The 17331-nt window shown below is 69.5% G+C and carries 12 protein-coding genes and 2 pseudogenes; 6 read left to right on the top strand and 8 right to left on the bottom strand.

Annotated features, from left to right (window positions below; translation table 11 throughout):
- Positions 1-36: 36 nt before the first annotated feature.
- From ABT186_RS13405 to ABT186_RS13380, 6 genes and pseudogenes are all read right to left on the bottom strand, one after another.
- A pseudogene (locus ABT186_RS13405) lies at positions 37-399 on the bottom strand (FAD-binding domain-containing protein); the annotation flags it as partial.
- A gap of 467 nt (positions 400-866) precedes the next feature.
- A complete protein-coding gene (locus ABT186_RS13400; protein ID WP_351925099.1) occupies positions 867-1148 on the bottom strand; it encodes a PIG-L family deacetylase in 282 nt (93 codons plus the stop codon).
- A gap of 12 nt (positions 1149-1160) precedes the next feature.
- Entirely contained in the window at positions 1161-1634 is a 474-nt protein-coding gene (locus ABT186_RS13395; RefSeq protein ID WP_351925097.1) for a DsrE/DsrF/DrsH-like family protein, read from the bottom strand.
- A 48-nt stretch (positions 1635-1682) separates the two neighbouring features.
- Positions 1683-2000 carry a TusE/DsrC/DsvC family sulfur relay protein gene (locus ABT186_RS13390; RefSeq protein ID WP_351235848.1) on the bottom strand — a complete coding sequence of 106 codons (318 nt, stop codon included), beginning with the start codon at positions 1998-2000 and terminating at the stop codon, positions 1683-1685.
- A gap of 19 nt (positions 2001-2019) precedes the next feature.
- Complete coding sequence (locus tag ABT186_RS13385) at positions 2020-3114, bottom strand: NAD(P)/FAD-dependent oxidoreductase (RefSeq protein WP_351925095.1); 1095 nt, start codon at positions 3112-3114, stop codon at positions 2020-2022.
- 258 nt (positions 3115-3372) lie between these two features.
- Positions 3373-3537, bottom strand: a pseudogene (locus ABT186_RS13380) (pyridoxamine 5'-phosphate oxidase family protein); the annotation flags it as partial.
- A gap of 153 nt (positions 3538-3690) precedes the next feature.
- Here ABT186_RS13380 and ABT186_RS13375 point away from each other — a divergent pair.
- The 5 genes from ABT186_RS13375 to ABT186_RS13355 all read left to right on the top strand — a co-directional run bounded on the left by ABT186_RS13375 (position 3691) and on the right by ABT186_RS13355 (position 11777).
- The gene (locus ABT186_RS13375; protein ID WP_351235852.1) at positions 3691-4272 is read left to right on the top strand and encodes an Rv1733c family protein; all 582 of its coding nucleotides are present in this window, start codon (positions 3691-3693) and stop codon (positions 4270-4272) included.
- Between the two features lie 726 nt (positions 4273-4998).
- Positions 4999-6432 (top strand): glycoside hydrolase family 43 protein, encoded by a 1434-nt coding sequence (locus tag ABT186_RS13370; RefSeq protein ID WP_351925093.1) that lies wholly within the window; start codon positions 4999-5001, stop codon positions 6430-6432.
- A gap of 317 nt (positions 6433-6749) precedes the next feature.
- Entirely contained in the window at positions 6750-9047 is a 2298-nt protein-coding gene (locus tag ABT186_RS13365) for an alpha-L-fucosidase (RefSeq protein WP_351925091.1), read from the top strand.
- Between the two features lie 207 nt (positions 9048-9254).
- On the top strand, positions 9255-11006 hold the full coding sequence (locus tag ABT186_RS13360; RefSeq protein WP_351925089.1) for a cellulase family glycosylhydrolase: 1752 nt from the start codon (positions 9255-9257) through the stop codon (positions 11004-11006).
- 453 nt (positions 11007-11459) lie between these two features.
- On the top strand, positions 11460-11777 hold the full coding sequence (locus ABT186_RS13355) for a WD40 repeat domain-containing protein (RefSeq protein ID WP_351235862.1): 318 nt from the start codon (positions 11460-11462) through the stop codon (positions 11775-11777).
- 88 nt (positions 11778-11865) lie between these two features.
- Here the strand turns inward: ABT186_RS13355 and ABT186_RS13350 are convergent, their stop codons facing one another.
- Positions 11866-13062 (bottom strand): MFS transporter, encoded by a 1197-nt coding sequence (locus ABT186_RS13350; RefSeq protein ID WP_351925087.1) that lies wholly within the window; start codon positions 13060-13062, stop codon positions 11866-11868.
- 196 nt (positions 13063-13258) lie between these two features.
- Positions 13259-16480: a bifunctional cytochrome P450/NADPH--P450 reductase gene (locus tag ABT186_RS13345; RefSeq protein WP_351925085.1), complete on the bottom strand. Its 3222-nt coding sequence runs from the start codon at positions 16478-16480 to the stop codon at positions 13259-13261.
- 217 nt (positions 16481-16697) lie between these two features.
- Here ABT186_RS13345 and ABT186_RS13340 point away from each other — a divergent pair, with 217 nt between their 5' ends.
- Positions 16698-17285 carry a TetR/AcrR family transcriptional regulator gene (locus ABT186_RS13340; protein ID WP_351237365.1) on the top strand — a complete coding sequence of 196 codons (588 nt, stop codon included), beginning with the start codon at positions 16698-16700 and terminating at the stop codon, positions 17283-17285.
- Positions 17286-17331: the final 46 nt, after the last annotated feature.

Raw genomic sequence — 17331 nt, 5'->3', positions numbered from 1 at the left:
CGGCCGGGCTCCCGGCGACGGGAGCCCGGCCGCGGGTCAGCCGCGATCGAGTCCTCGGTCCCGCCGGAACCGGGCCAGTCCCTCGGAGAGTGCGATCACCGGTTCCGGACAGCCGAGCGCGGCGCGCTCCGGGCCCGCCAGTTTCCACGGCTCGCGGACCGTCGGCCCTTCGAGGCCCGCCAGTTCGGGCACCCATCTGCGCGCATACTCGCCCGCCGGGTGGAAGCGCCTGCCCCGCTGCACCGGATTGAGGACCCGGTTGGGACGGGTGTCCGTCCCCGTGCCGGCCATCCACTGCCAGTTGAGCTGGTTGTTGGCGATGTCGCCGTCGACCAGCAGGTCCAGGAAGTGCCGGGCACCGATCCGCCAGTCGACCCCGAGCGTCTTGGCCAGGAAGCTCGGGCCAGGACCAGGGCGGCGAACCGGGAGTGTGGGCGGCGCTCACAGCCGACGAGGCACGAACCCTGGCTCGCCTCCTCATCGCCCACGCCGACCTGGTCGAGCACGGCCCACGGCCGGGTCCCTGACGCACCGGGTTGACTTACCGGCGCGACAGGCGATGGCGCGGCGCTGCCCTCTCCCGCGGCACCGGCTCGAAGACACGGCACTCTCCCGGGTCCCGCCCGGCGAAGGACGTGCCGAAATCGCTGTTCAGCCGTTCAGCGATCTCCTGCCGCAGGGTCCAGGACAGCACGGCGACACCGAGCCGGCGTGCCCCGAGCAGCGCGGACTCTGCTCTGTGACCCGCCGGTGATCCCGGTGTCCGGTGACCCCTCCCACGTCGAACACCAGCAGGTGACCGGGGTACTGCTCGCCGATCAGGCGGGCGACCTCGCGGCGAGCCGGCGCGAAGGGACCCCGCCGAGTCAATCTTGCGAGTGATCGGCCAGCTCCACGCGTTCCGCACCCGGCTCCCGTGCGGCGCGGTCGAGTTCGTATGCCCGCACGGTTCGCAGTTCGCCGGACGTGCCGTGCGGCGTGGACGCCTCGCCGGACGCCTCGCCGCGGGTGAAGCAGAGCACCGACGTCCGCACATCGCGCTCGGACAGCGAGACCGGCAGGCCGCCCCGCCCGAACGACTCGTCGTCGGGGTGAGCGACCACCGCCGGCACGCGCCGTATCCCGTCCGGTAGACCGTTGGCAGTCATCACAGGTGCGGCTCAGGGGTAGATGATCTGGCCGCCGGCCGCGCGCTCGTAGAACTCGCCGACCGTGATGATGCCCTGGACCTGCTCGACCAGGTCGTCGTTGTCGACCTCGAACAGGTCCACGGACGCCTTGCAGGCGTAGATGCCCGCGCCGGTGTCGGCGATCATCTCGCTGAACTCTGGGATCGACGGGATGTCGAGCTTGTCCATCTTGCGTTCCATGTACCGGGTGACCAGGTCCGGAACGCCCGGCATGCCGCCCAGCAGGGTGGGCAGGTGCAGGCCGCGGTTGCCGACGGTGGCCGGCTTGATGTGCTCCCAGCGCTTCTTCGTGATCGCGTCGAGGCCGAAGACGGTGAAGAACAGGTCGGCCTCGATGCCCTCGGCGCGGGCGCCGTTGGCCATGATCAGGGCCGGATAGATCCCTTCCAGGGATCCCTTGGAGAGGATGATCGAGACCTTCTCGATCGTGGCGGTGTCAGCCATGGCATGAGCTCCGTCGGATGCGGCGGGCGGGTCGGCGGCCCGCGCCGGTCAGATGCAGCCGCGGGGCTTGGGGATCCCTGCGATCTTCGCGGCGGTCTTCGCCGGGCCCTTGGGGAAGAGCTGGTAGAGCTCCTTGACGCTGACGCCGGAAGTCTTGCCGAGGACACGCACGGTGGGGCCGGTGCCCTTGGCCGCGTATTCGGCCCGCATGAAGCGGATGACCTGCCAGTGCCGGTCGGTGAGCGTCTCGATGCCCGCCTCGCGGGCGATCTGCTCGGCCATGGGTTCGGACCACTGGGCGGGATCGGTGAAGAAGCCCTCGTCGTCGACCGGGACGGCCGCGTCGGCGTAGGTGGCGGTGGGCATGACGGTGTCCTTCCGGGGATCAGGCGGGGATAGGGTTCTTGCCGCACTCGGGCATCGCCGAGCCGACGCCGGGCAGTTCCCGGCCGGGCAGCAGGCTATGCCAGTACAGCCACTCGAAGGCGAGCTTGCCGAGGTGGTTGGCGTGCGACTCCTTCAGCAACGGCAGGCCAAAAGCGGCCGGGAAGTGGCCGGGCAGCGGCTCGGTGTCGTAGGTGAAGTCGATGAGCAGCGCCTTGTGGAAGCCGGTCTCCACGAAGCAGTTGGTGTGTCCGTCGAACGAGGCGTCCAGCGGCTGCCCGGCCAGGAAGCGGTCGATGTTGTGGGTGAGCACCTCGCCCGCGAAGTGGGCCACCGAGCCGGCCTTGGAGGCGGGCAGGCCCGCCGCGTCACCGATGGCGAACACGCCCGGGTGGTCGGGGTGCTGGAGGGTGTGCGGGTCGACCGGGATGAAGCCGAGTTCGTCTCCCAGGCCCGGGGAACGGCCGACATACTCCGCGCCGCCGTGCAGCGGCACGACCACGGCCAGATCAAAGGGCACCTCGCGTTCGTCGTACGACACCAGCAGTCCGCCCTTGCCATCGACCTCGCCGAGCGTGAACTCGGTGACCAGCTCAATGCCCTTCTCGGCCAGCAGCCCGCCCAGCGCCTTGTCGGCAACCGGTCTGGTGAAAGCGGCGTCCAGCGGGGTGGCGTACGTCAGCCGGACACGGTCACGGATGCCGCGCCGCTGGAAGTACCAGTCGGCTAGGAAGGCGAACTCCAGCGGCGCGACGGGACACTTGATGGGCAGGTCGGCCACGTTCACGACCACCCGGCCGCCCTCGAAGCGCTCCAGTGCGTCGTTCAGGCCGACTGCGCCGGGCAGGTCGTAGAAGGTGAAGACCTTCTCGCCCCAGCCCTCGCCGATCAGCCTCTCGGTCTCCTCCGGCAACAGCGCGGCGCCGCTCGCCACGACCAGGACGTCGTACGTCAGCCGGATGCCGCCGACGAGGTGGACCGTCCGTGCGGCCAGGTCGACCCGCTCGATGCGGGCCTGCTTGTAGTCGATGCCGTCGTGCAGCTGGCGCGGCCGGGATCGGACCAGGTGCTCCGGCTGGGCGAGCCCGAACGGCACGAACAGCAGGCCGGGCTGGTAGACATGGTCGTCATCCTGGTCGACGACCGTAATCCGGCACTCGTCCTCGTCGTAACATACGGCGCAGACGGTTGGCCGTCAGTGTGCCGGCGGTGCCGCTTCCGAGAATCACGATGTGTTCGCCCATGACTCCACTGTCGTGAGGGAACGGAGGTGAATTCAGGGGCCGATGGTCCCCACCCAGGTACCCATAGGGGTATGTCGTCGGTGAGCTCAATGGCCCAGCACCTCACATCCTGCAGGCTCGGTCACGGCCCGCGCGTACCCCCGCACGAGCACGCTCCATCCGGCGCTGGACGCGTCGTCGATGCGGTCGACCTCGAAGGCCACCCTGCAGCCGCACGCCTGGGTCGTGGCTGTACCGGGATCGGTGCGGAAGGCGATGGCGCCGTCGACGACGCTGTCCCGAGCTGCGGCGCCCTGGGCCGAACGGCCCGCGTCCATCGCCGACTTGGTTCCGATCGGCCCTCTCGGCCCGCCTGTCCGGCCCATGCCGCGGCGGCTCCCCCCGCTGCCACCGTCATGAGCGGGACGATGACGAGGAGGTGCAGTCCGATGGGCGGCAGCAGGCGTATGAACCGACTGTTCTGGCGGCTGCGGAGCAATGCGTTGCGCCGACGCGACGACATTGTCGAGGCGTGGATCGTGCTGATCATGTGGGTGGTCGTCGTGGCGGGAGGCACCCTGGTCGGCCTGTTGACAGCCCACGCCGCCGACGACATGTTCGCCCGCCGGCGCGCCGAACGGCATTCCACCCACGCCGTACTCCTCGCGGACACTCCGGACAGCGCCTCCGGAACAGGGGGCGTGAGCGGACGGGTCTCCGCGGAGGTCCGCTGGACGACCGCCGACAACTCCATACACACGGGCAGGACTCTGGTGGAGGGTGGCCAGAAGGCCGGCGCCCAGGTCGTGGTCTGGCTGGACGACCAGGGCAAGCTCACCGCCGAGCCACCGAGCCCCACCGAGGCTGCCGTCGAATCGGGCATCCTGGGCGCGGCCGCCTCGCTGGCCCTGACCGGTATCGCGTTCGGCGCCGGAGCCGCCTCGCGGTGGCGGCTCGAACGGCGGCGGCTCGACCAGTGGGGCAGGGAGTGGGATGTCGTCGGCCCGCGTTGGGGATACAAGACGGGTTGACTCCAACCCCTGATCTCCAGGCGCCGGGAGCCGATCGCACCCGGCGGGACAGCGATCCTCATGGGGAAGGCCGACGTCGCTGGGCGAATGGCCGCCGACCGGGGTGATCATCGAGGAGTGAGACCTTGACAAGGCCAACACGGGCCAAACGCAAGGCGCCGACCCCAACTGCCTTCCCCGGTCCCCCGATTCACAGATGGAGGAGGTATTGACGCGTCCCGCTTCCCTCATTTAGCGTCTGCCCGACTTTACGAACGCCGTTCGATTTTTCGGACAACTCGCCCCACTGAACAGGGAATCGGCTGCGCAGGCTCCCCCAGCCAAGGACTGCGACAGCGCACCGCAAGACGCAACAGCGGTCCCCGCCACAGGCGGAGACTTCGATCGCCCGCCGGACAACGCCGTACCCCGAAGGCCTCCGAAGCCTCTGGGCCCGAACAAGAGAGAAGCAGAAGCCGCACGGCAACAGGACGCCGAAGCGGCACAGGTGAAGCGCCACGTTACGGGCGCCCGAACGCCGCAGAAGTCCCTGCCCCACATGCCCACCGGCGCTCGGACCGGCCAACCGCACCGACCGCCTCGCCCCAGGCGGACGACAACCCTGACCTGGCCCTGCCATGTCGTGCGGTAGCGACGCCTGTCCCGCCACAACGAGACCGAGCCCCCCCACTCCACCGCGCCCCTCGTCACCCGATGGTGGCGTGCGGAGGACGACAGGAGATGTACATGTCCGCGCTGCGCGCACGGCTGACGGCGATATTGCTCGCCACGTGCCTCCTCTTCACCGGCCAGGCCCTGACCACACAGCAACATGCCGCCGCCGCTGATCCCGGCTACCTGATGGTGCACTTCACCGGGGACGGGTCGAACGGTCAGCAGATCTACTTCTCGCACAGCGCGGACGGCCTGAACTGGAGTGACCTCAACGGCGGAGGCATAGCCCTGCGCTCCACGGTCGGCACGCGCGGAGTACGCGACCCCGCACTGGTGCGCTCCCCCGACGGGAGCCGGTACTGGATCATCGCGACCGACCTGTGCATCGGCTGCGGGCAGAACTGGGACCAGGCCGTCAACAACGCCAGCCGCAACATCGTGGTGTGGGAGTCAACCGACCTGGTCAACTGGTCGCAGCCATGGCTGCTCAACGTCGCCGGCGCGATCCCCGACGGGCGCAACGCGTGGGCGCCGGAGGCGATCTGGAACCCGGAGACCAACGACTACGTCCTCTACTGGGCGACGAACGCGACCCTCAACGGCGTACTCAAGCACCGTATCTACTACGCCCGCACCACCGACTTCCACACCATCACCACCCCGCAGGTGTACATCGACCGCCCCGGCACCCAGGGCATCATCGACACCCAGATCGTCGGGGTACCGGCCGGGGTCGGCAATTACCGCTACGTACGGGCCTCCGGCGACGGCCAGATCACGCTCGAAGGCAGCAACTCGATCCTCGGCACCTGGACCACCCTCGGCAACCTCTCCGGCATCGGCCTGACCGGCTCGCAGGTCGAAGGCCCGATGTGGATGAAGGCCAACGGCCGCAACGAGTGGGCCCTCTACCTCGACCAGTACGCTTCAGGGGGCGGTTATATGCCGGTCCTGACGACCGACCCGTCCAATCCCGCGGCCTACCGGAAGCAGGCGTCGGGGAGCTACAACATGGGCGGCACGAAGAAGCGCCACGGCTGGATCCTGAACCTGACGGCCGCCGAGGAGAGCCGTGTGCTCGCCCGCTGGCCCAACACCGCGATCAACCGGCTCCAGTCGTACAACTTCCAGGACCGGTACGTCCGGCACACCAACTTCGACGTGCGCATCGACCCGAACGTCAGCCCCGCCGACGACGCCCAGTTCCGGCTGCGGCCCGGCCTGGCAGGCTCCGGCACCGTCTCCTTCGAGTCGGTGAACTTCCCCGGGTACTTCCTGCGGCACTCCGCCTTCGACTTCCAGCTGGCCCACAACGACGGCAGCAGCCAGTTCGCCCAGGACGCCACCTTCCGCCAGGTGGGCGGGCTCGCGGACTCGACCTGGTCGTCCTTCCAGTCGTACAACTACCCGGACCGCTATATCCGGCACTACGCGTACGAGCTGCGGCTCGACCCGATCACCGACGCGACGGGCCTCAGCGACGCCACCTTCCGCGTGACGAGCTGACCGACCGCCTCACACCACGCCCTCAATACATCCAATGTTTGGTTCAGTCGCCAGGGCCCTGACCACGCACGTAGCAGGGAATTCCAAAGACTTACGTCACGGGACTAGACGAGAGCAACTTTCGCACTCATTAATACATCCTATGTCTTAGTGGAGCGAGCCGATAGGTCCGAGGCGCCCCTACAGGTCTCGGACCTATCGGCCGAGCCGCGCTGCCGCCCTGCCCGCAGCCGCCGACTCCGGGCGGGGTTCCGACGACCGAACAGGACGAATACACAGTGCCGGAATCCATTTCACGTAGATCAGTTCTGGCCGGAATGGCGGCCGTGACGGTGGCCGCCACGGTCGGCTCCGCCGTGCTGGCGACACCCGCCTACGCGGCGACGGCCGCCACTCCCCTGCCGCTCCCTCCCCTGCGGATCCCCAAGGTCGACCTGGGTCTGGAGCAGCAGCCGGACTCCAAGATCCAGTGGCTGATGGACGCCAAGCTGGGCATGTTCATCCACTGGGGTGTGTACTCGGGCCCGGCCAAGGGCGAGTGGTGGATGCACAACGGGCCGGTCACGCCTGCGGACTACCGGAAGTACGTCACCGACGCGACGAGTGAGCAGTTCACCGGGGACGCCTACAACCCGGCGGCCTGGGCGCAGTTGGCGAAGGACTTCGGGGCGAAGTACACGACGCTGACCACCCGTCACCACGACGGGTTCGCGATGTGGCCGCTGAACCACCCCAACGCCTGGAGCTCCGGACAGGCACCGCTCAACCGTGACTTCGTCAAGGACTATGTGGCGGCGGTGCGCGCGGCCGGGCTGAAGGTGGGCCTGTACTACTCGCCCATCGACTGGCGCTACCCCGGCTACTACGACGTAACCGGCACCAACTGCGCGAGCAACCCGTGGAATTACACCACCGATCCGGCGCACAAGGAGAACGCCCGGATCATGAAGACCGAGGTGTACCAGTCGGTCAAGGAACTGGTCACCCAGTACGGCGTGATCGACGACCTGTGGTGGGACGGCGGCTGGATCGCCGAGCAGGGCAGCGACGCGGACGGCGCGTTCTTCTGGGAGCCCGGCCAGTTCCGCGACACCGCCAACCAGTGGCAGGTGGACGCCACTTATGGCGAGACGGACTCCAGCGGCAAGCCGCTGGGGCTGATGGGCATGGTCCGCAAGCACCAGCCCGACATCGTCGCCACCTCACGCTCCGGCTGGAAGGGCGACTACGACAGTGACGAGGGCCCGGGGGTCCCGACCGGGGCGATCCGCACGGGCAGGCTCGTCGAGAAGGTCTTCAGCATCATCGGCACGTGGGGCTACTCCAACACCGCTGTCATGGGCTACGGCACAGCCATGAACATCCTGATCAACTGCTGGGTGCGGAACATGACCGTGATGGTCAACGTCGGCCCGGACCGGCACGGCACCGTCTCCGACGGCCAGGCCGGCCTGCTGCGGCAGATCGGCGCCTTCATGAGCGCCTGCGGCCAGTCCGTCTACGGCACTCGCGGCGGACCGTGGAACCCGGTCGACGGCCAGTACGGCTTCACGTACAAGGACAACACCTTCTACACCCACCTGCTGCCCGGCTACAGCGGCACCACCTTCACCACCCCGTCGATCGGGGACGCCCAGGTCACGCGGGTCTTCGATGTGCGCTCCGGTGCCAGCCTGCCGTTCTCGGTGGCAAGCGACGGCCGGGTCACGATCAACGGCATCGACCGCACCACCCATCCCCAGGACAGCATCGTCGGCGTCACCCTGGACCGCGCCGTGCAGCCGGGCGACATCGCCGTCGGCCGGACCGCGACCGCCGACAGCGAGGAGACCTCCAAGGGCAACACCGCGGCGAAGGCGGTCGACGGGGCCACCGCCACCCGCTGGTGCGCCAACGACGGCAACACCGGTCACTGGCTCAAGGTCGACCTCGGCTCGACCCGCTCGCTGACCGGCACCCGGATCGCCTGGGAACTGGACAAGACCAACTACCAGTACAAGATCGAGGGTTCCACCGACAACAGCACGTGGACCACGCTCGTCGACAACACCGCCACCACCGCCACGAGCCAGGTCCAGACGGCCGTGTTCCAGGCGCAGGCACGCCACGTCCGTGTCACCGTCACCGGGCTGCCCGCCGGGGTGTACGCGTCCATCCGCAACCTGGAGGTCTACGACCGGCCCTTCACCGCGGACCTGGGCACCTACAAGGTGATCAACCGCAACAGCGGCAAGGCGCTGGACGTCAGCAACGCCTCGACCGCCGACGGCGCCACGCTCATCCAGTGGCCCTACGGCGGCGGGACCAACCAGCAGTGGAACCTCCTGCCGAACACAGACGGATCGTTCCGACTGGCCAACGTCAGGAGCGGCAAGCTCCTGCAGAGCCCGGGCGGCACCCAGGGCGCCACCCTGACCCAGGAGTCCGACAACGGCCGTGACACCCAGTGGTGGAAGCTGGTCCCCTCGGCCACCAGCGGCTACCACCGGCTCGTCAACGTCCGCACCGGCTGGTGCGCCGACGTCGCCAACGCCTCCACCGCCGACGGCACCAACGTCATCCAGTGGCCCGCCACCGGAGGCTCCAACCAGGACTGGCAGATCGTCAGCCTCTGACCGGCCGCCCGCGAGACCGCACCTGACGGCGAAAACGGGGTCACGTCCTGCCAGGACGTGACCCCGTACCCCGAATGACGCCTCCGCAGCCCACGCGAAGTCGGCCAGGAGCACAACGAAAGTTTCTTCGGAAAGTTCGGCAGCTTAAGAGCCGCCTGTGACCACCAAGGGGGGTAAGACCCACTCGATTTCCAGAACGGATGAGCAATGACGGCAAGGCAGCAGGCCGCCCGGCACCGCAGGCGCAGACTCGGCTTGGTGGTGGGGGCCCCGCTGGCGCTGGTCGCCGCGGGCGTTCTCGCATACGGCACGGTATTCGGCACGTTCGGCGACGATTCCCGGTCGCAGGCGGCCGCGGCGCCTGCGGGTTCCGATGGCGCGATGGCGGCAGTGGCCGCGATGCAGCCGGGCTGGAACCTGGGCAACAGCCTGGACGCCGGCCCCGACGAGACGTCGTGGGGCCAGCCCCGCACCACCAAAGCCATGCTCGACAAGCTCCGTTCCCAGGGCTTCCGCAGCATCCGCATCCCCGTGACATGGAGCGACCACCAGCAATCCGCGCCTGGCTACGCCATCGACAAGGCCTACATGAGCCGCGTCAAGCAGGTCGTCGACTGGGCCCTGGCCGACGGCCTCTACGTGATGCTCAACATCCATCACGACTCATGGAAATGGGCCGGCAAGATGCCCACCGACCACGACACGGTGCTCGCCCGCTACAAAGCGACCTGGACCCAGATCGCCGGCACCTTCCGGAACGAGCCCGGCCGACTGACCTTCGAGAGCATCAACGAGCCGACGTTCGAGGGCTCCGACGACTCCCTCAAGGCCAAGCTGCTCAACGAGCTGAACACGTCCTTCCACGACGTCGTGCGGGGGTCCGGCGGCAACAACGCCAAGCGGCTGCTCGTGCTGCCCACCATGGTCGACACTCCGGGCCAGGCCCTGATGGACAACCTGGCCACCACCATCAAGTCGCTGCGCGACCCGAGGCTGGTCGCCAGCGTGCACTACTACGGCTACTGGCCGTTCAGCACGAACCTCGCAGGCTCCACCCGTTTCGACGCCGCGGCCCAATCCGACATGGCCAAGGTGTTCAAGCGGGCACACGACACCTTCGTCGCCAAGGGAGTCCCCGTCGTCTTCGGTGAGTACGGCGTGCTCGGCTACGACTTCGGCCCCGACGGCGTGGAGCGCGGCGAGATGCTGAAGTACTTCGAGGCGTTCGGCAACGCGGCCCGCACCAACGGTGTCACCAGCTTCCTGTGGGACAACGGCGCCTTCTTCGACCGCAGCAAGCTGCGGTGGAAGGATGCCGGACTGTTCCGCCAGATGACGTCGAGCTGGACGACTCGCTCGGGAACGGCCTCCTCGGACCTGGTCTTCGTGCCCCGGTCCGGGCCCGTCCCGGACCGCACACTCACCCTGAACCTGAACGGCACCACCTTCAAGGGGCTCAAGGCAGGCAGCGCCACTCTGACCAAGGGCAGGGACTACACCCTCTCCGGCAACCGGCTGACGCTGAAGGCCGCCACGCTCACCAGGCTGGCAGGCGACCGCGCCTACGGCGTCCGCGCGACGCTCCAGGCCGAGTTCTCCAAGGGTGTGCCCTGGCAGATCAGGGTGATCTCGAACAGCACGCCCGCACTCTCGAACGCCACCGGAACGACCGGCTCCTTGCGCATCCCCACGCAGTTCCGGGGCGACCTGCTGGCGACGATGGAGTCCACGTATGCCGAGGGCGGCAACGCCGGACCGCTCGACTGGACTCCGTACCAGCAGTTCACCAAGGCCTTCTCGCCGAGCTACACCGGCAACGGCATCACGCTCACGCATGACTTCCTCGACTCGCTTCGCGACGGCGCACGGGTGAACCTCACCTTCCATTTCTGGAGCGGTGCCAAGGTGACGTACCACGTGGCCAAGTCCGGTGGCGCGGTGGTCGGTACGACGTCCTGAACCACCCCCTCGATGCCAGGGCGCCCGAAGGGCCGGAGGCCGCTGACCGGCGCCCGGCCCTTCGGCTCGGACCGTACGGGGTGAACCAAAGACGAACAGCGACAGCCGCGATGAAGTACGTACGACACGACCGCCCAAGCGCTGAGCTCGACCTGACGACCGCTGCGACCGGCCCCGTGGTGGCCTTGGCCCTCGGTCTGTCCGGCCGCACCGTCCATGCGGACCGGGTCAGCGCCTCAGGCGACCTGGACACCGAGGTCCGGGTCACCGCAAGCGCCCCCGCACCCAGGTGCTCACCGGCGTGACCGGCCCGTCCGGCCCCGCGCTCGCCGTCAGCCCTGACGGACGACTCCTGGCCGGGGGCAACCGCAACGCCACCCTGCCTTCGGCCGATGACCGACCGGGGTCTGGTTCTCGGCAGCGCCCTGCGGGACGGGCGCCTGCGACAGCGCGGTGGCGTTCAGCCCCGACAGCCGCACACTGGCCGTCGGCGGCGACGCGGGCACGCTCCAGCCGTGGAACACCGAGACCCAGCAACCTCTCGGCGACCCGCTGACCACACCCGGCGACCCGGTCGCCTCCCTGTCCTGCAGCCCGGACGGCACAACCGTGTACGCGACCGGCGCACATGTCCCGCCGCAGCGCTACCTCATCGATCCGGGGCGGGCCGTCACCGAGGTCTGCGCCCGCGCGGGGCACGCTGATCTGACGCGGGCTCAGTGGCGGACGTACATCGGCGACGTGCCGTATCAGAAGGTTTGCGGCCAGTGATGCGGCAGCTCGAGCTCGAGTCCGGCCGCGCCCTCCGCGACGTCACCTGACAGACGCTCGTCGCCGTGGGACAACCTGTCCGAAGTGCTCACCCGGTCCCGGCTGCGGAGGAGGGCGCGAGCCCGCGCTCGGCCGATGCCTTCGTGCCGGCCACCGTCATCCGGAGCAGGGGCAGCGAGGCGATGACGGTGCCGAGCGCCAGGACGAGGCCGAGCACGTCGGCCCCGGCGGCGTCGAGGACGGCTCCGACGGCCAGCGGTCCGATGCCGGTGCCCAGGGCGCCCGCGCCGCTGAGGGAGGCGACCAGGCGTCCGGTCGGGTCGATGAGGGCAGCGGCGGCGAGCATCTGCACCAGGACGGCCAGTTGGCAGGCCTGCCAGAGGACGGCCGCGACGGTGAAGAGCACGGGGTCGTGGGTGAGGATCAGGGCCGCCATCGCGAGGGCCTGCGCCGTGACGAAGACGGCCATCGACCGCATGCGCCCGAAGCGCCGCGCCGCCACCGGACCCACCACCGCGCCGGCGAGCGCCACGACGCTGGAGATCGCGAGGACGGCCGACACGGCCGAGTGGTCCATCCCGGTGTGCTGACGGCCCAGGACCGAGGCGTACGACCATGCGCCCTGGGTGACGGCCCACAGGAGCGCGGTCCCGAGGAGCAGAACCACCGACGGCTTGGCCGCGGTCGTCTCTTCCGTGCCTGCGGAACCGGCGTCCGGTGTGGAGGGTCCGTCCGGGAGCCGGCGGATCAGTGGCCAGGCGGCGAGACAGCACAACGCCATGAGCAGGAAGCCGTAGCCCTCCCCCAGGTCGTGGTTGGCCGCGGGGACGCCCATGATCAGCAGTGCCGTCACGGCGACCGTGCCGGAGATGGTGACGGCGGACGCCTTGTCGGCGTCGTCGGTGGCGGCGAGCGCCGCCGTGGCCGCCGCGTAGACCGCGCCGAGCCCCGCGCCGAGGACCAGGTTGGCCAGGACCAGGGTCACCGGATCGGTGGCCGCCGCCGCTCCCAGGAAGCCGGCTCCCGAGAGGGCCAGACCGAGGCGGGTCATCCGCACCCGGCCGGGCCGCGCGGCCCGCTTGGCCAGCAGCAGCGTCACCACAGCGGTCGCCATCAGCTGGGTCGCGGCCACGAGCCCGGCGCCGGAGTCCGACAGCCCGAAGCGGGAGGCGAAGTCGTCGACGAAGACGGGCATCACGTTCGCCCCGCCATTGCCGAGGGTGACTCCGGCGATGAGCGCCACCGCCACGCCGAAGGTCAGGGCGGAGCCGCTTCGCGCGTTCACCGGCCGCTCCTCTGCGAGGAGTTGGGGCTTACGACCGTTGCTCGGCGGAGCGCCGAGTGTGCAACAAGCATGAGAGCCTCACGAGTCAGGGGGCGCGAGCCGCGTTTCGGGGCACGGGCCGCGGACGTGTCGGACGTCCGCGGCCCGTCGATCGGGGATTGGGTGCCGTGAACGACGGCCACCGCACCCTGGGCGGTCAGCCCGCCCAGACGTCTTCCACGTAGTGGCCGGACTCGGTCATTACGGCCAGCCAGGCGGTGGCCTCCTCGTCGGCTGCGCCGGTGTTCTTGCGGTAGATCGCCATGAACGCCTCCCGCACCGCCGGGGCCATACGACGGCCGTCTCCACAGACGTAGACGCGCCCGCCGGCCTCCAGTACCGCCCATACCTCGTCGCTCTCCTTCGCGATGCGGTCCTGGACGAAGCGGGCACCGTCCTCGGGGGCGCAGGAGAAGGTGGGCCGCATGCTGACGGCTCCGGCTGCCTCGGCCGTCTCGAACTCCGCACGGTGGAGGTAGTCGACGTCGGGGTGGTCGCAGCCGAAGTAGCACAGCAGCGTTCCGGTCGACCGGGTGTGGTGGCGGTCGAGGACGGCACCGCGGAAGGGCGCCAGACCGGTGCCCGCGCTGACCAGGATCACCGGCACCGACTGGTCCTGCGGCAGGCGGAAGGCCTCGTTGCAGGGCAGCACCCTGGCCTGGACGGTGTCGCCGGCGTGGACGGTCTGGAGGTAGTGCGAGGCGATGCCGTGGAACGTGCCCTGGCCGCCGCGGTGGGGCGCGGCGAGCAGCGACACCATCAGGTCCACCTCGCCGGGTGCCGCCTCGGCGGACGAGGAGATCGAGTAGTGGCGCGGGCGCAGGACGGGCAGCAGCTCCAGGAAGCGTTCGAAGGGCAGCTCGCAGGCGCGGTAGCGCTCCAGCAGGTTCAGGACGCTGTGTCCGGCGACGGTCACCTGCTCGCGGAAGGCCTCCGGGTCCGCCGCCGCGAGTTCGGCCAGGGGCCGCTTCTCGGGCGGGCAGGCGGTGTGCTCGGCGAGCACGGCGACCTGCTCCTGGGTGGCGGCATCCTGCAGTTCGACGAAGTCGGTCAGCAGGCGGCGCAGGGTCAGCGGCCGGTCGACGGGCAGGACGCCCCGGGTACGGCGGCGGGCACGGAGCCGGACGGTGCGGTCCAGGTCGAGACCGAAGCGGTCGGCCACGCGCTGCACGAGGGCGACCGGGTTGCTCGGGAGCACGGCCAGGTGGTCGCCGGTGCGGTAGGTGACGCCCTCGGGCAGCCGCAGCCTCAGGAACCGCTTGGAGCGGCCCAACCCGTTGTCCATGTCGACCAGTTCGTACGCGTCGAGCACCTCCATCGACTGTACGCCGTGTCGTGCCGCGAGGCCGCCGATGACCGAGTCGGTCGCGTCCTCCAACTCGTACAGTCCCGTCTCCTGTTCGGCGGCCGGCTCGGTCTCCTGCGCTGCCGCGGCGGCTCCGTACCGCTCCAGCAGGGCGGTCCACAGGTCGCCGGTCCACCGGTCCACCGTGCCGGCGAAGTCGCCGGCGGCGTCCGCGGCGCCGCGCTCCAGCAGTGAAGTGGCGCCCGCGGCGGTGAGCCGCTCGTCGATGAGCGTGGGGATGCGCTGGTAGGTGGCGGCCCAGTTGCGGTCGCCGACGCCGAGGACGGCGTACTGGAGGCCGTCGAGCGCGCCGGGCTCCAGGCCTTCCAGCCATGCGACGAACTCCGTGGCGTCGTCGGTGGGCCTGCCGTTGTAGGAGGCGGCCACGATCACCACCGGTCCGTCACCCGGGGAGAGCTTGCCCACGGCGTCGTTGAGGGGAGCGACGGTCGGGGCGAAGCCGCGCTCGTCGCCGTCCGCCGCCAGGTCGCGGGCGATGCCCGCGCAGGTGCCCAGGTTGGAGCCGTGCAGGAGAGTCACAGCGGTTCCGGTGGCGCGCCGGACGCCGGGCCCGTCCTGACCGGCGGGAGCACTGCCCGCGACGACGGCCGCGGCGGCGGGCAGGCGGCGCTCCCCGCCGGTGCGCCGGGCCAGGTGCAGCGTGAACTCGTCGGGCTTGAGGGTGAGCGACTGCTTGATCTTCAGCTGGTAGTTGGTGTGGTCGATCAGACGGTAGCGGTGGATCAGCAGCGCGAGGACCAGCGTCGCCTCGTGCAGCGCGAACTGGCGGCCGATGCAGGCGCGTTCGCCGCTGCCGAACGGCTTGAACAGGTGGACCGGCCGCTCCTCCTCCCGCTCGGGCAGGAACCGGTCGGGGTCGAACAGCTCGACGTTCTCGCCCCAGGCGGGGTCCCGGTGCAGCTGCGGGATGAGCACCTGGATCGACTCGCCCTTGCGCACGGCGTACTTCCCGCCGATGACGGTGTCCTCCAGCGGCTCCACGGCGTACGCGGGCGCCGTCGGCCACAGCCGCAGGCCTTCGTTGAGCACCTGACGGATGTACGTCAGCTTGCCGATGTCCCCGTAGTCCGGCTGGGGGGCGTCGGAGTCGCCCCACAGCGCGTCGACCTCGGCCTGGGCGCGGGCGAGGACCTCGGGGTGCTTGGTCAGGTAGTAGAGGGCGAAGGACAGGGCCCCGCTGGTGGTCTCGTGGCCGGCGATGAGGAACGTGATCGCCTGGTGGCGGATGTTTACGTCGTCCAGGGGCTCGCCCGTCACCGCGTCGCAGGTGTGCAGCATGCGCCCGAGCAGGTCGTCGGTGCTCGGGTCTCCGGAGGCCCGGCGCTCTCGGATCACGTCGTCGACCAGGTCCTTCATCAGGGTCACGTCCGTGCGGAACTGCTCGGCCTGCTTCCACTTGAACAGGTCCGCGCCCGGGATGGACTCCCCCTTGGCCTGGGCGAAGCCGAGCGCTCGCGACAGGGCGGTGACGAAGGGGTGCGACTCCTCGCGGCCGAAGGACTCGAAGTCGTAGCCGAAGCCGCACAGGCCGATCGTGTCGAACGTCAGCCGCGTCATGTCGCCGGCCACGTCGACGGGCTCCGTACCGGCCGCCCGGTCCCACTTCCCGATCAGCTGCCGGGCCACCTTGAGCATCGTCGCGTGGTAGCCGCGCATCGCGCCGAGCGAGAAGGCCGGCATCAGGATGTCGTGGGCCTTGCGCCAGTTGGGCTCGTCGTTGAAGGCGGTGAAGAGCCCGTCGCCGCCGATCTCCCGAAGTATCACGAGGTCGGGGTGCACGTTCTTGCGGAACCGGCTCTCGTCCGCCAGCTCGGTGACCAGGTCGAGACCGGAGGCGAAGTTGATCTCGTTGCCGAAGATGCGGAGCTTGAACAGCGGCCCCAGCTCCGTGGCCTCCTTCATCACGTAGAGCAGGCCGTCGGCGCCACCCGGGATGTCGAACGCGTGGCCGACCAGGGGGAGGGCGCGCCGCTGAGGGATCGGCTCGGTTCCGCGCAGGGTCTCGTGAGTCATGAGCTTGCCTTTCGTTCGGCGCAGGCTGTCGCTGGTCAGAACCATACGGGCGACATTGTCACTCGACAATGTCGACTGATTGTGTTGGTTGACACAGTCGCTTGACGGAACCATGGGAGCCATTGAGACGTCGGGCCGGACCAGCTCGTGGGCCGGGCCGGGAATCACACCTTGTCGAGCGACCTGTTCGACAGACTGAGTCGCATAGGATGGCGTCATGGCTCATGTATCCGCGGCGGAGCGCCGCCCCCAACTGATCAAGGCGGCCATCGACCTCATGGCCAGGGAGGGCGTGGCCGCCGGAAGTACCCGCGCCATCGCCGCCGAGCTGGGCGTGGCCCAGGCGACCGTGCACTACACCTTCGGCACGAAGGAGGAGCTGTACCGGGCCGTCATGGAGCAGCTCACCCAGGACCTGGTCGCCCAGGTGGAGCGGGCCGCGCCCACGGACGCGAGCTTCGAGGACACGATCGCCACGCTCGCCGAGGCACTGTGGCGCACCGTGCTCGAACAGCCCGCGTCCCACCAACTGCTGACGGAGCTGTCCATGTTCGCCCTGCGCACGCCCCGTCTCCAGGAGGCTCTGCATGCCCACCAGCGCGACATCTCGGCCGTGACGACGAAGCTGATCAGTGAGGCCGCCGAACGCACCGGCCACCGACTCACCCAGCCCGCCGAGACGATCGCGAGGTTCTTCCTCGCGGGCTTCGACGGACTGACGATGCAGCACCTCTCACTGCCGAACGAGGAGGCGGAAAGGGTCTGTATGCGGGCTCTGATCTCCGCCGTCCTGGCCATGGCCTGAGGGCGCCCGCGACCGGCGGAAACGCGCAAACAGCACGTCACCCCGC

It is taken from the genome of Streptomyces sp. NPDC001634 (assembly GCF_040298185.1).
GTDB lineage: Bacteria > Actinomycetota > Actinomycetes > Streptomycetales > Streptomycetaceae > Streptomyces.
This window is presented reverse-complemented; position numbering and strand designations above follow the sequence as displayed.

Coding starts and splice junctions, on each gene's coding strand:
- ABT186_RS13400 (WP_351925099.1), bottom strand. CDS start 1,148: ATGACTGCCAACGGTCTACCGGACGGGATACGGCGCGTGCCGGCGGTG.
- ABT186_RS13395 (WP_351925097.1), bottom strand. CDS start 1,634: ATGGCTGACACCGCCACGATCGAGAAGGTCTCGATCATCCTCTCCAAG.
- ABT186_RS13390 (WP_351235848.1), bottom strand. CDS start 2,000: ATGCCCACCGCCACCTACGCCGACGCGGCCGTCCCGGTCGACGACGAG.
- ABT186_RS13375 (WP_351235852.1), top strand. CDS start 3,691: ATGGGCGGCAGCAGGCGTATGAACCGACTGTTCTGGCGGCTGCGGAGC.
- ABT186_RS13370 (WP_351925093.1), top strand. CDS start 4,999: ATGTCCGCGCTGCGCGCACGGCTGACGGCGATATTGCTCGCCACGTGC.
- ABT186_RS13365 (WP_351925091.1), top strand. CDS start 6,750: ATGGCGGCCGTGACGGTGGCCGCCACGGTCGGCTCCGCCGTGCTGGCG.
- ABT186_RS13360 (WP_351925089.1), top strand. CDS start 9,255: ATGACGGCAAGGCAGCAGGCCGCCCGGCACCGCAGGCGCAGACTCGGC.
- ABT186_RS13345 (WP_351925085.1), bottom strand. CDS start 16,480: ATGACTCACGAGACCCTGCGCGGAACCGAGCCGATCCCTCAGCGGCGC.
- ABT186_RS13340 (WP_351237365.1), top strand. CDS start 16,698: ATGGCTCATGTATCCGCGGCGGAGCGCCGCCCCCAACTGATCAAGGCG.